This is a genomic window from Zhongshania borealis (assembly GCF_039539625.1).
In the GTDB taxonomy this organism is placed as follows: domain Bacteria; phylum Pseudomonadota; class Gammaproteobacteria; order Pseudomonadales; family Spongiibacteraceae; genus Spongiibacter; species Spongiibacter borealis.
In genome coordinates this window covers 25,557-37,856 of record NZ_BAABDM010000006.1, presented here as the reverse complement: position 1 = coordinate 37,856, position 12,300 = coordinate 25,557, and the positions used below count along the sequence as shown (strand labels likewise).

10 protein-coding genes are annotated in these 12,300 nt (G+C 50.3%); 7 read left to right on the top strand and 3 right to left on the bottom strand.

The features are described 5' to 3' along the window. On the top strand, positions 1–327 hold the full coding sequence (locus tag ABD836_RS14490) for a YqcC family protein (RefSeq protein ID WP_344937263.1): 327 nt from the start codon (positions 1–3) through the stop codon (positions 325–327). Here the strand turns inward: ABD836_RS14490 and ABD836_RS14485 are convergent. Beyond that, the gene (locus ABD836_RS14485; RefSeq protein ID WP_344937260.1) at positions 324–941 is read right to left on the bottom strand and encodes a response regulator transcription factor; all 618 of its coding nucleotides are present in this window, start codon (positions 939–941) and stop codon (positions 324–326) included. The two genes, ABD836_RS14490 and ABD836_RS14485, sit on opposite strands and share 4 nt — an antisense overlap. Before the next feature lie 192 nt (positions 942–1,133). Between ABD836_RS14485 and ABD836_RS14480 the strand changes: the two genes are divergently transcribed. The 3 genes from ABD836_RS14480 to ABD836_RS14470 are packed head-to-tail and all read left to right on the top strand — an operon-like array spanning position 1,134 to position 6,489. Beyond that, positions 1,134–4,190: a cache domain-containing protein gene (locus tag ABD836_RS14480; protein WP_344937258.1), complete on the top strand. Its 3,057-nt coding sequence runs from the start codon at positions 1,134–1,136 to the stop codon at positions 4,188–4,190. After that, on the top strand, positions 4,180–5,694 hold the full coding sequence (locus tag ABD836_RS14475; protein ID WP_344937256.1) for a response regulator: 1,515 nt from the start codon (positions 4,180–4,182) through the stop codon (positions 5,692–5,694). The genes ABD836_RS14480 and ABD836_RS14475 overlap by 11 nt, the downstream gene beginning before the upstream one ends. A gap of 27 nt (positions 5,695–5,721) precedes the next feature. Beyond that, positions 5,722–6,489 (top strand): M48 family metallopeptidase, encoded by a 768-nt coding sequence (locus tag ABD836_RS14470; RefSeq protein WP_344937253.1) that lies wholly within the window; start codon positions 5,722–5,724, stop codon positions 6,487–6,489. 8 nt (positions 6,490–6,497) lie between these two features. Here ABD836_RS14470 and ABD836_RS14465 read toward each other — a convergent pair whose 3' ends face one another. Then, positions 6,498–7,148: a TetR/AcrR family transcriptional regulator gene (locus tag ABD836_RS14465; RefSeq protein WP_344937250.1), complete on the bottom strand. Its 651-nt coding sequence runs from the start codon at positions 7,146–7,148 to the stop codon at positions 6,498–6,500. 131 nt (positions 7,149–7,279) lie between these two features. Here ABD836_RS14465 and ABD836_RS14460 point away from each other — a divergent pair, with 131 nt between their 5' ends. Next, positions 7,280–8,902, top strand: coding sequence for a GMC oxidoreductase (locus tag ABD836_RS14460; RefSeq protein ID WP_344937247.1), 1,623 nt, complete (start codon positions 7,280–7,282; stop codon positions 8,900–8,902). Between the two features lie 6 nt (positions 8,903–8,908). Here ABD836_RS14460 and traF read toward each other — a convergent pair whose 3' ends face one another. Further along, positions 8,909–10,039 carry a conjugal transfer protein TraF gene (gene traF, locus ABD836_RS14455; RefSeq protein ID WP_344937244.1) on the bottom strand — a complete coding sequence of 377 codons (1,131 nt, stop codon included), beginning with the start codon at positions 10,037–10,039 and terminating at the stop codon, positions 8,909–8,911. Positions 10,040–10,234: 195 nt separating this feature from the next. Between traF and ABD836_RS14450 the strand changes: the two genes are divergently transcribed. After that, positions 10,235–10,858, top strand: coding sequence for a 1-acyl-sn-glycerol-3-phosphate acyltransferase (locus ABD836_RS14450; RefSeq protein WP_344937241.1), 624 nt, complete (start codon positions 10,235–10,237; stop codon positions 10,856–10,858). A 191-nt stretch (positions 10,859–11,049) separates the two neighbouring features. Continuing rightward, a complete protein-coding gene (locus ABD836_RS14445; RefSeq protein WP_344937239.1) occupies positions 11,050–12,294 on the top strand; it encodes a sensor histidine kinase in 1,245 nt (414 codons plus the stop codon). The last annotated feature ends 6 nt before the right edge of the window (positions 12,295–12,300 follow it).

Genomic DNA, 12,300 nt, shown 5'->3' with positions numbered 1-12,300 from the left:
ATGAGTCATTATCATCAAGTCGCGGCGCTCTTAATTGATCTTGAGGCCGAACTTCGTCAAATAGGCTGCTGGGATGCGGTAGCGCCAGCGCCGGAGGCGCTGCGCAGTGAACAACCGTTTGCTGTGGACACGCTAAATTTTCAGCAGTGGCTGCAATTCGTGTTTATTCCAAAGATGCATTTTTTGGTGGCGCAGCAAAGTAGCTTGCCAAATGCCTGTGGCATAACGCCAATGGCAGAAACGTATTTTCACGGTCAGCAGCTTCCGGTGACGGGGGTGCTGACCGTGTTAACGCAGATAGACCAATTGCTTGCTGGTAACGATTAGCTGGTGCTTTCTTCCGCCGCCATGACCATGCGTACCAAATGAGCTAGTGAGCGTACGCCCATCTTCTCCATCACCCGCGCGCGGTGTATCTCTACGGTGCGCTGGCTAATATCAAGATCGTAGGCGATCACTTTATTGGCTTTGCCCTCGATCATCAGCTCCATAACCTGAGTCTCGCGAGGCGTTAAGTCGGCCAGTTTTGCACGAATCTTGTCTTTAGCTTCGAGGTCGGCGCGATTTTCAACGTCAGCAGTAATTGCTTGCTGAATTTTGCCTAGCAGCTCTTCCTCGCGATAGGGCTTTTGCACAAAATCTACTGCGCCGCGCTGCATAGCGTCTACCGCCATAGGTACATCGCCATGGCCGGTCACAAAAATAATAGGCAAAATCGAGTTGCGGGCATTAAGCTGACGCTGTAATTCCATGCCGTTCATACCGGGCATGCGAATATCAAGTACCATACAGCCCGCCATCTCTGGGCTGTATGCCTCAAGAAAGGCGTCGGCTCGTGAATAGCTGGCCACCTTGTGACCGACCGATTCTAGGACCATTTGTAATGAATCTCTTACCGCGTCATCATCTTCAACGAGGTATACCGTGGCTTCTACTGTCATGATTCCGTCTCTGCGGTTACCGTTTTGTCGTAAGCTTAGGCTATCATGAAATTCTAAGCTATTGCTGTGCTTAATTAATGTATTCACGTTTTAGACGAATGCTACTGGCGATAAGTGCTAAGACTGGATAAGCTTTCGCCTCAATAAATCGCAAGCCAAGCTTATATTGGCTATACAACACAAGGGTTGCGCATGCGTACTAAGCGCAGTTTAGTACAGATATATCTCTTAAGCCTAGTCGCTTTATCAGCGATTCCTTTGGCTATTCTCGGTTATATCTGGATTGCCAAGGAATACGAGCGCTACACACTGCAGAGTGAGGCGTGGCGAGACAGTTATATAGAGTCACGCCGCGAGTTATTGCGCCGTGAAGTGGACAAGGCTGTGGAGTATCTGGAATTTAAGCGCACTCAGCTTAATCGCCAGCTCTATAATGATTTGCGTCAGCAGGTCGCCGTTGGCCTCTCTTTAATTGAGTCTACGCGTAAAGAATATATTGGTGAGAGCCGTGCTGAGCAAATTGCGAGGCTGCGCGCGACCATGAACTCCTTGAGCTTTCTCGACAATAAGGGGTTTTTCTTTTTGTTTGATGGTGGCGGCAAGGCGGTACTAGCGCCAATGTACCCCCGTGGCAATCAACGTATAACCGAGCGCGAAGTATTAAAAGCATTCTCTAGTCAAATCAGCGCCTCTATAAAAGACAAAAATTACGACTTTTTGGAGTACCGCTTCACCGATACTAATCGCGCCATTGAGCGTAATTTTAGTTTTGTCTATTACTACAAGCCCCTCGATCTCTATATGGGTGCGAGCGTTTACTTGCGCGATGAAGTTAGTCGCTTGAAGCGCGAAGTAGTTGAGCGAATCGCTGCAGTGCCGATTGACCCTGACAATTCCATTATGTTTGTTGTCGACAACGACGGACGACAGTTAGTTAATGCCTACGACCCGGCGAGTGTTGGGGCGTTAATGCCGAATGTGGTGCAGAAAAGCGCCCAAGTCAGTGGCGAAGACAATAGCCTGTTTACCGAGTTGAGTTGGCTAGATAAAAGTGGCGAGAACAAACCGGTTATTTCTTATATACGGCGTTTTGATGCCTGGGGTTGGACGCTAGGCTCTGGGGTCTTCTTAGACGAATTAAACGTTAAATTGGCGCAGGAGCGGGCGGCACTGCAATTGCGTGTAAAAGAGCATGTGCGTTTTATCGTTATTATCGCTTTTGCCCTAATGGTGTTTTCAACCTTAGCTGCACGTTGGTTGGCGCGTCGCAGCGAGGCTGGGTTTATCATTTTTCAGAAATTTTTTGCCGATGCGAGTAAGCGTTCAACAGCGATCGATGTCACACGTTTACCCTTTGCTGAATTTCAAAAGTTAGCCGAAGAGGCCAACTTTATGGTGGAGAAGCGTACGCAGACTGAGCGTGCGTTAAAACTGAGCGAGCGCCGTTTTCAATTGGCACTCGATGCAGCGCAAAACCACCTTTGGGATCTCGACCTCCAGACTGGTTTAGTGACGGTTGGTGAGAGTTTTTTCCGGATGTTGGGCTATCGGGTGCCAGCGACACCCTATCCCGTCGGCGCGTTCAAAAATATCGCCAACGAAGATGATATGCAGATTATCGCCTCGGCGGTTGACAGCTGGCTGGGCTTGGCTACTGGGAATAGCGTTGAGTTTCGCGTGAAGGATCGCTTGGGTAACGATCACTGGATCTACAGTCGTGGCGATGTGGTAGAAAATGATGCCAACGACAAGCCAATTCGCGCTATGGGTATTATGACCGATGTCACTGACCGCAAGCGTATCGAGCAGGAGTTGGTAAATGCCCGTATCGCGGCGGAAGACGCGCTGCATGCTAAGAGCCAGTTTTTGTCGAGTGTCAGTCATGAGTTGCGTACACCCTTAAATGGCGTATTGGGCTATGCGCAGTTGCTGCAGCGCGATGCCGGTTTACCTAGTGGTAGTCACGAACACTTGCGGGCTATAGAAAGCTGCGGTAAACATTTGCTGACGCTAATCAATGACGTTTTGGACCTAGCTAAAATTGAAAGCGGTAATATCGATATCGTCTGCCGTGCTAATGACATGAATGAGATTGTGTCCAGCGTGAGCGATATTGTTGGTCACCGGGCTAAGTCCAAGGGTTTGGAGTTTGTCGTTGTTGTCGGCAATGACGTGCCGCGACGAGTTCAGGCCGACGAAGTGAAGCTGCGTCAGGTACTGGTTAATTTGCTAGACAATGCAGTGAAGTTTACCGCCAAAGGCAAGGTTGAATTAAAGCTCGATGTTGATGTTGAACGAGCGCAATTGATGTTCTCGGTTCGCGATAGCGGTATGGGTATCCCCGAGGAAAAGCTGCGCGATGTGTTTGAACCTTTCCGTCAAGTAAATCCTCAGGATGGAAAAGGCACTGGCTTAGGCTTGGCTATTTGCCGCCGCCTCGTTGAAGCCATGGGCGGCAGCTTAAACTTGACCAGTGAGTTCGGTAAGGGTAGCTGCTTCTATTTTGATATACCCCTCGTGGCGGTGTCAGAAGACAGTAGCGTTGACACCTACATGGAACCCACCGAGGAGCAGGCACCGGATATATTGGCAACCGTCGCCAAGAATCCAGCCATTATTGTGGCCGACGACGTCGCGGTGAATCGCCATGTTTTGCTTAGCATGTTGGAGGATGTCAGCGATGATATTCGTGAGGCTGCAAATGGCCTTGAAGTTATTGAGTTATTGCGAGAGCGCACCGCGCAGCTAGTATTGATGGATTTGCGGATGCCTGAAATGGATGGCATGGAAGCGACTCGAATTATTAAGCAAGAGCTTAATATGGCCGGCGTTGCCATTGTAATGGCCTCGGCGACGACTGATGAAGAGATGATGGCTGAGGCAATTGAAGTTGGTTGTGATGGCTTCCTGCCCAAGCCCATTGGTATAGCAGACCTTTTAAAAATCGTAGCCCAAACCTGCGGTGATCAGGCGGCGACTGTAGCGCCTGAAAAGGTGACTCAGCCAGTAGCCGCGCCGTCTTCGAATGTGGTCGCGCCTCCAGATTGCGATTTGCAGGAGTTGCTCATGGCGGTGGATTTGGGTGACGTTACTGGAACCCGCGAACTGCTGGGGCAGCTCCGCCGCAGTAAGCCGGAGTGCAGTGGCTTTGTTGCCGAAGCGGAAGAATTTTTAAATGAATTTGATTTTGATAGTCTGGCGCGTTTGCTTCGTCAAGCCTCCGGCGAGGCAAGTCTGAATGACGCGTGAGCTCGGCAGTGAACAGGTCTTATTGGTTGACGATAATCCGACTAATTTACAAGTATTATTTAAAACGCTTGAGGGTAGCGGTTATCGTTTGTTAGCAGCAAGGGACGGTGAGTCCGCGCTGTACACCGCCAAACGTGCGCATCCAGCGTTAATTTTGTTGGATGTCATGATGCCCGGCATGGACGGCTTTGAGGTTTGTGAGCGGCTTAAAGCAGACCCTGATACGGCTGATATTGCCATTATCTTTTTGTCTGCGCTTACAGACAGTCAATCCAAGGTTCACGGCTTGGCCATCGGCGGTGTGGATTACATCGCCAAGCCGTTTCAGGCTGACGAAGTACTGGCGCGGGTGCGTACCCACGTTAAAATTCAGCGATTGGAGCGTGCACTTGCCCGCCGAAATAGTGAGCTCGAAGACGAGAACCAGCGAATATTAAATGCCGTTGAAGAGGGCATATTTGGCCTCGATGTTCACGGGCGAATTAGTTCGATGAATGCGCGTGCAGCCGAACTGACAGGCTGTTCAGTGGCGGATACGGTAGGCGAAGTCTTTGCCCAATTAAATTTTTTTCCCGACGATAGTGGCCTGAATCAAGCATTGACGCTGCTGTGCGAGGCTGGTGTTAGTTTGCGTAAAGAAAGCGCTGAACTGACGTCCCGCGCCGGTGATCTTGTGCATGTTGCCTTGAGTGGTTCTCCGCGCAAAGACGGTGGCGCGGTATTGGTGTTGAGGGATATTAGCGAGTGGTTGGCCAGCCAAGCCGCTCTCGATTCGGCGCGGGGTGAACTCGATAACCAGCGCCAGCATCTCGCCCATATTGAACGTTTGAGCACGGGTGGCGAAATGGCGGCGGGTATTGCTCATGAAGTTAATCAGCCGCTGACCGCCGTCACCAACTATGCGCGTGTGGCACAGCGCCTTTTGGCTGATCTTCCTGAAGCCAAACGGGAAAAAATGGATGACGTGCTAAACAAAATTGCGATTCAAGCAGAGCGCGCCGCAGCGGTTATTCAGCGTATGCGTAGTTATGTGAAAAAACCCAGCGGTGGTCGCGAGGTATTGGTTTTAAATGATGTTTTAGCGGATGTTTTAGCGCTGGCCGAAGTTGATTCGCGCGTTAATGCTATTCCGGTTGTTTTTTGCGGCGCCGATAATTTAGCGGCAATTCATGTCGATGAAGTGCAACTGCAGCAGGTGGCCTTGAACTTGATTCGTAATGCCATAGAATCTACTGCCAATGCTGGCAGCGAGAACCCTGTGGAAGTAAGAAGCTATACCAAGGGCGCAATGGTTTGCTTTAGCGTTACTGACCGTGGCGCAGGTTTGGCGCCAGAAATTGAGGCGCAGCTGTTCAGTCCTTTTGTCAGTTCTAAGGAAGGTGGCATGGGTATTGGGTTGTCAGTTTGCCAGTCGATTATGCAAGCCCACGGCGGGGATATTTACCATGAGCACAATCCCGAGGGTGGCGCGATTTTTCATTGTGAATTTCCCGCCTATCATTAACGCTGGTGCTCGGCGAAGAGGTGGTTGATGGGTGCCTCGAGTAAAGATTTATTGCGACGGAGTGCGGAAGAACGAAGCCAGCGCCGAATTAGCATTGGCGGTGAATCCCTAAACCTGACAATTATTCGCAGTCGACGTCGTCGCCGTAAACTGACCCTTCAGCTGGATGCCGAGGGTGGGCTTATTGTGCGTGCGCCTTTTGCAGCGAGACGCCTAGAAATCGACGGTCTAATCTTTCGCAATAGCCAGTGGATTGTACAGCGCAGACAAGCATTGCTTCAGCAGCCTCGACCAGAGGCATTACGTTTTAGCCATGGCGAACATCATTTATTTTTAGGGCGCCGTTATGTGCTGTGCACTGTTAGCGGAACTGTTAGCGGTGCTAAAAAAATCCAGCTCACAGGCAGTGAATTGCAGGTACATGCCGCCTCGCCGGATCTCATTAGTCGTGCGCTGCAGCGCTGGTATAGCCAGCAAGCTCAGCAATTGTTTCAGCGGCGCCTGGCGTATTTTTCAGCACAATTGCCCTGGGTCACCGAGGTGCCGGAACTGCGCTTGCGGCGTATGCGCTCTCGCTGGGGCAGTTGCTCAAGTAGTGGGCGGGTTTGTCTTAATACACATTTGATAAAGGCCAGTGAAGGCTGTATCGATTATGTAATTGTGCACGAACTTTGTCATTTGCAAGAGTTTAACCACAGTCCGCGCTTCTACGCTTTGATGGACGCGGCTATGCCTAATTGGCGCGAATTAAAAGCAGAGTTAGAAGCCTGCGGTGCGGGGATTATTCGCGAGTAAGCGCTTCGCTAAGCATTGTATGTACGCTCGGTGTAATTCGATGTGGCAACAAAGAGAAAGAGGCTGCTGGCCACCACCACATCGACACTGTCTTGATAACCGGTTAGCGCCCAGCGTCGGGCAATTTGAATGACGGCACCCACTAAGCCCGCATAGATAATGTCTTGGTTGGGCATGTTCGCTATGTCGGCGAGTCCAAGTGAGCTGGCGAGCGAGCGGATCAATACTGCAAATTCTTCCATGGCCTCGTAGTAGAGTCGATCGACCGTGTCGCTGACGCCGAGAATTTCAAATAACAACAAACGGGCGATCGCGGGATTTTGATGCAGGGTCTCAAAAAAAGCACGTAACCCAGCATTGGCAAAGGCTTCGCTGTTGCGCTCGGCGTGAGCAAATGCTGCCAGCATGGTGGCTTTTAAATAGTCGGTTTGCGCGTGATAGATCTCAGCTAGTAACGCTTCTTTGTTAGCAAATGACTCGTAAAAGTATCGTTCGGTTAAACCTGCCTCGGCGCAAATACTGCGTACACTGCAGGCTTGATAGCCTACGTCGCCAATCACCGCAAGGCCGGCGTCAATGAGTTGTTGATAGCGTTCAGCACGGCGCTGATCGCCGCTGGCGCCGCGATAACGGCGTGGTTTTATGGGGGTGTTAGGCATATTTTGATTTTGACATGAGCTGCTGTCAGATGTAAAGTGACATGATGTCATGTCAAATTTGTCGGCGGGCTCAGTTTGCTAGTTTATTTTGCTTGTGAGTGTGCGCAGACAAACATAAGAGTGGGAAGCGCGTGGATTACGATTTTGATTATTTGGTTATAGGCTCCGGATTTGGCGGCTCTACGGCGGCGCATCGGCTGACCCAAAAAGGCTATAGCGTCGGCATTATGGAAATGGGTCGGCGCTGGAGTGCCGAGACCTATCCGCGCTCAAACTGGCATTTTCATCGTTGGTTGTGGCGACCTATGTTAGGCATGAAAGGCTTTTTTAACTTGCGCTGGTTTAAGCATGTATTGGTTTTGCATGGCAATGCAGTGGGTGGTGGGTCAATTACCTACGCTAATACCTTGCTTGTTCCCAAGCCGGAGATTTGGCAGCAGGGTAGCTGGGCAGGTTTAAAAGATTGGCAAGGTGAAATGCCTGCCCACTACGCCAGCGCGCAGAAAATGCTCGGCGTGACTGAAAATCGTATTCTTGGTCCTGCGGATCATTTATTAAAAGAGGCCGCTGAGGATTGGGGCTGTGGCGAAACCTTTTACAAAACCCAAGTAGGCGTTTTTTTTGGCGATGAGGGGGCTGTGCCGGGCAAGCCTTACCCCGATCCCTATTTTGATGGCGAAGGCCCGGAGCGCAATAGCTGCATCGCTTGTGGCGGTTGTATGGTGGGCTGTCGTTACAACGCTAAAAATAGTTTAGATAAGAACTATCTGTATTTTGCCGAAAAACAGGGCGCAAAGGTGTTTGCCGAGACCAAGGTGATTGATGTTGTTCCGCTTAACGGCAAAAGCGATGGCGAAGATGGCTATGAAATTACCACGGTGTCGAGCACTTCGCTGTTGCGGCGCAACAAACGGCGCTGGCGGGTCAGATCACTTGTCTTTGCGGCGTCATCCTTGGGTACCCAAGATTTGTTATTTAAGCTTCGTGACAAAGGCTCTCTGCCGAATATCTCAGAGCAGCTAGGGCGACGAGTTCGTACCAATGCCGAATCTTTGATTGGTGTGCGACTGCCGGGCGATCAGGACATGGACGTTGGCATCGCAATTGGCTCGGGAATTTACCTCGATGATAAAACCCATATAGAAGCGACTCGCTACCCGCGTGGCTCTGACGCGATGGGCCTGCTAGTGACCGCAATGACCCGTGGCAAGCCAAACTGGCGGCGGATTTTTGTTTGGATCTATACCATGCTGAAATTGTTGGTAAAGAGTCCGCGGCAAGCGATTACCTCGTTAATTCCTTTTGGTTTAGCGCGGCAGACGGTAATTTTTCTGTGCATGCAGACCTTAGATGGCCATATCGACATGCAATATCGCCGCGCGTGGTATTGGCCGTGGCGAAAACGCATGGTTACCGTCGGTGAGCCTATTCCAGCACATATTCCGGAAGCGAGTGAATTCGCCTTGCGCACTGCGCGCCGACTTGGCGGCATGGCAGGCAGCTTAATTACCGAGGTGCTATTTAATATCCCCGCCACCGCGCATTGCATGGGTGGCGTTGGTATGGCGAAAAACTCTGAGGAAGGCGTTATCGATATTCAGAATCGTGTATTCGGTTACCGCAATATGCTGGTGTGCGACGGTTCAATGTTGTCGTCTAATCTCGGTGTAAATCCCTCACTGACCATCACGGCTTTAACTGAGCATGCGATGAGTTTTATTCCCGTCAAAGCTCAGTCAGTGGATGTGGTCTGATTAGGTTTAAAGCGGCAGTTGCAAATTGATGCTGCCGCCCAGCTCATTGCTGCCCGCGTAGCTAAACTGTGCGTTGATATGCAGTAGCTGACCTAAGTTGTAGTGCAGTCCTAGGCCCGGAGCGTCGTCGCTATAGGGATTGTCCGACCAGCGGTAATCCAGCAGCAACGCGACGCGCTCACTGAGTGGGATGGCAGTCGCTGCCTGGTAAATTCGCTGAGAGGGAATTTCGCCAAAACCAGTTTGCGGCGTTAGGTCGGCGTCGAACCGAAAAGCGGCCCAGCTTGCGTGGTAGTCGATGCTGGCGCTAATTTGGCTGCGCTGCTGATACTCGGTGCCGATAGTGCTGTGCATCGACTGCTGGTAAATATCTTTAATTGCGAGCCCGAGTGTCCAGTTGTCCATACGGTGGCTAACACCGAGGTCAGCATTGAGCTGCAGGTTTTGATCTACATCGCGGCCGGCATCAAATAATTTTTCTTCATCGTAGTCAGAAATCGAAATACTGCGTTCAATCAGGCTAATATTTTGAAGCTTTGGGCTAATGCCAAATTGGGTGTTCTCGAGGCCGTCGATTTTAAACCGGTAGTTTAGCCCGAGGTAGTTTGACCACACCACCGAAACTTCCATTGCGGATTGCAATTCGCCAAAACTGAATAGCCCGAGTAGGGTGGCAAAACGCAGGCGATTGGCGTCGTCTTCGTCGTAATCAAAGCGCTCGCTACCCCGGAATTCCGAACCGCCAATAACATGCCATTTGGGTGAGTTGGTGTTTAACGTGAAGTGACCGCCAGCCAAGACGCTGTTGGCGTCACCACTAATGTCTTCAAGACGCCTTACTAGTTCAGCCTCATCGCCGGGGATGACCAAAACCCCTCGCGATCGACCCTGGAGCGCACGTCCTTCATCGTAGGCTTTTTTAATGCCTTGAATAAGCTCGTCGCTGTCGTCCACAAAAAAATAGCCATCTATCTGCAGCAGTGTGTCGTTGATGTCTGCTCGTAATAACAGTGCGGATGGGTTCGTATGCAAATTGGCCACTTGGTACTCGGCTGCTGCCGCAGCGCTCGAAAAAATGGTGGTCTGCAGGCACGCAGCAAGTAGGCCAAAATACAATTTTCTGCTTGGTACAGGCAAAAGTGGGACTCCATTATTATTTAAGTAGATTTGGGCTCACCTGCCCAAGGCCCCAGTGACGGCCGTCTTTACTGAGGCAGAATAGTTGAGCAAATTGGTGGGGGCAAGCGTAGGCAGCTGATTTTGCGTTATATTTGTGCAATGTTTAATATGGCTAACTTAATCTAGTAGGGGCATTTATGGGGTTTACACGCAATGCCAGCTGAGAGTGTCGGGCTGCGCCGGGACAAGACTATTTGCAGTTATCCGTGGCTAGTCAAATCCGTTCGAGCACTGAGTCACAGCTTATTGGCGTTGCGGGGCTGGCGCATGCCCGAAGAGCGTCCGGTCGCGGGTAAATATGTCCTTATTATTGCCCCGCACACCAGCAATTGGGATTTTTTTATGATGGTGGCGGTGGCCAGCGGCTTGCAGCGTCAAATTCGTTTTATGGGTAAGCATCAATTGTTTACTGGGCCGCTAGGATCTTTGTTGCGCTGGTTGGGTGGCGTGGCGGTAGATCGCAGTAGTCAGCACAATTTTGTGGCGCAACTTGCTGATTTATTTCGTGAAACAGATGGAATGGTATTAATTCTTTCGCCCGAAGGTACGCGCAGCAAGGTACCTAAATGGAAGGGCGGCTATTATCATATTGCCGCCTCGGCGGGCGTGCCTATTGTTGCCGCGGCATTGGACTACGCAACAAAGAATATTAGTTTGTCCTCCGCGTATGTTCCGAGTGGTGATTTTGTCCGTGATCAAACTAATATCCAGGATTTCTATCTGGATATCTGCGCTAAGCATCCACACTTGGATAGCAGTCATCCGAATAAAAATTAGCGCTACTACCTAATATCCGTTTCTAAGCTATTGTTTAGCTTTGGTGGTGAGGTTGCGGAGTAATTTTGTATCTAGGTGAAATCCCCGCTTACTTTGCGTCAGACTTGTTTGCTATAAAGGGCAATAAGTACTTAACTTCTCAAATAAGAAAAATGCGTCATTAAGCTTGGGCGCGCGGACTCGGTTAAATTATGGCTAGTGAGTTTTTGAATAAATTGCTGGGGCCAGAAATGCCTCCCCATGGCCATTGCTATTTGTGGAATGAAGATCTTGTTCGTCTTCATGTTATTAGTGATGTACTGATTAGCTTGTCTTATTTCACCATTCCGCTGGCCTTGGTGTATTTGGTACGTAAGCGCGATGATCTTAAATTCAATTACATCTTTGTGATGTTTGCGATTTTCATCTTCGCCTGTGGGGCAACTCACGCAGTTAATATATTCAATGTTTGGTATGGTGCCTATTGGTTGAGTGGCGGAGTGAAGTTGGTCACCGCTATTGCCTCGGTAGGCACGGCAATCGTGGTCTGGCCACTCATACCAAAGGCTTTAGCTATCCCCAGCAATAGCCAGCTAATTGCTCTAAATCAAAAGCTTCGCGACGAGGCTGATGAGAATCGGCGCCAAAAGCTGCAGGTTGAGGCTTTGACAAAAGATTTAGAAGCGTTGGTGGATCAGCGTACCCGCGAGTTAGCAGAAACCCGGGTTATGAAAACTTTACTAGAAAAAAATCACGCGTCTTTGGAACGCTCTAATGTCGCGCTTGAAGAGTATGCCAAGGTAACCGCCCACGATATTAAAGAACCCCTGCGGTCCATTTCAGTGTTTGGTCAGCTGCTAAGTGAGCGATTAGACGGAAGTCTCGACGTCGACGAGTCAAAATGGCTGCAGACGATGGTGGCATCTACCCAGCGTATGACCGAGATGATTGATGATCTGCAAGAGTATTGTGCCCCGCAATCGTTTGTCCCAACGGGGCCCATTACGATAGATGAGCAACTTGATCGCGCGATTCTTGAGCACCAGGTAGCTATTAATCAGTACGGAACCGAGCTGCGTCGCGAGCCACTCGGGCTTGTGAATATGGGCGCGGAGCCGCTGTTGAAATTATTGTCGAATCTTGTCGATAACGCGGTGAAATTTAGTCGTGACGCAACGCCGCCCGTAGTGGAAATCGGCCCCATGGATGATGCTGCTGAAGGTGAGGTCGGTTTTTATATTCGTGATAATGGTATCGGCATTGCGAGTCACTATCATCAGCGTGTATTTGGTGTATTTGGTGTGTTTGAACGCTTATACCAAGAGGGTGACTACGACGGCACCGGAATAGGCTTGGCAATTTGCCGGCGCATTTTAGATGAATGCGCCGGACGAGTTGAAATTATTAGTGAGCTGGGTAATGGCTGCGAATTCCGTGTCTATTTGCCGGCGGCATAAATGCGC

Bases quoted from the DNA above. Each gene is read 5' to 3' on its own strand.
- ABD836_RS14480 (WP_344937258.1), top strand. From the start codon at position 1,134: ATGCGTACTAAGCGCAGTTTAGTACAGATATATCTCTTAAGCCTAGTC.
- ABD836_RS14485 (WP_344937260.1), bottom strand. From the start codon at position 941: ATGACAGTAGAAGCCACGGTATACCTCGTTGAAGATGATGACGCGGTA.
- ABD836_RS14450 (WP_344937241.1), top strand. From the start codon at position 10,235: ATGCCAGCTGAGAGTGTCGGGCTGCGCCGGGACAAGACTATTTGCAGT.
- ABD836_RS14465 (WP_344937250.1), bottom strand. From the start codon at position 7,148: ATGCCTAACACCCCCATAAAACCACGCCGTTATCGCGGCGCCAGCGGC.
- ABD836_RS14445 (WP_344937239.1), top strand. From the start codon at position 11,050: ATGGCTAGTGAGTTTTTGAATAAATTGCTGGGGCCAGAAATGCCTCCC.
- ABD836_RS14470 (WP_344937253.1), top strand. From the start codon at position 5,722: ATGGGTGCCTCGAGTAAAGATTTATTGCGACGGAGTGCGGAAGAACGA.
- ABD836_RS14490 (WP_344937263.1), top strand. From the start codon at position 1: ATGAGTCATTATCATCAAGTCGCGGCGCTCTTAATTGATCTTGAGGCC.
- ABD836_RS14475 (WP_344937256.1), top strand. From the start codon at position 4,180: ATGACGCGTGAGCTCGGCAGTGAACAGGTCTTATTGGTTGACGATAAT.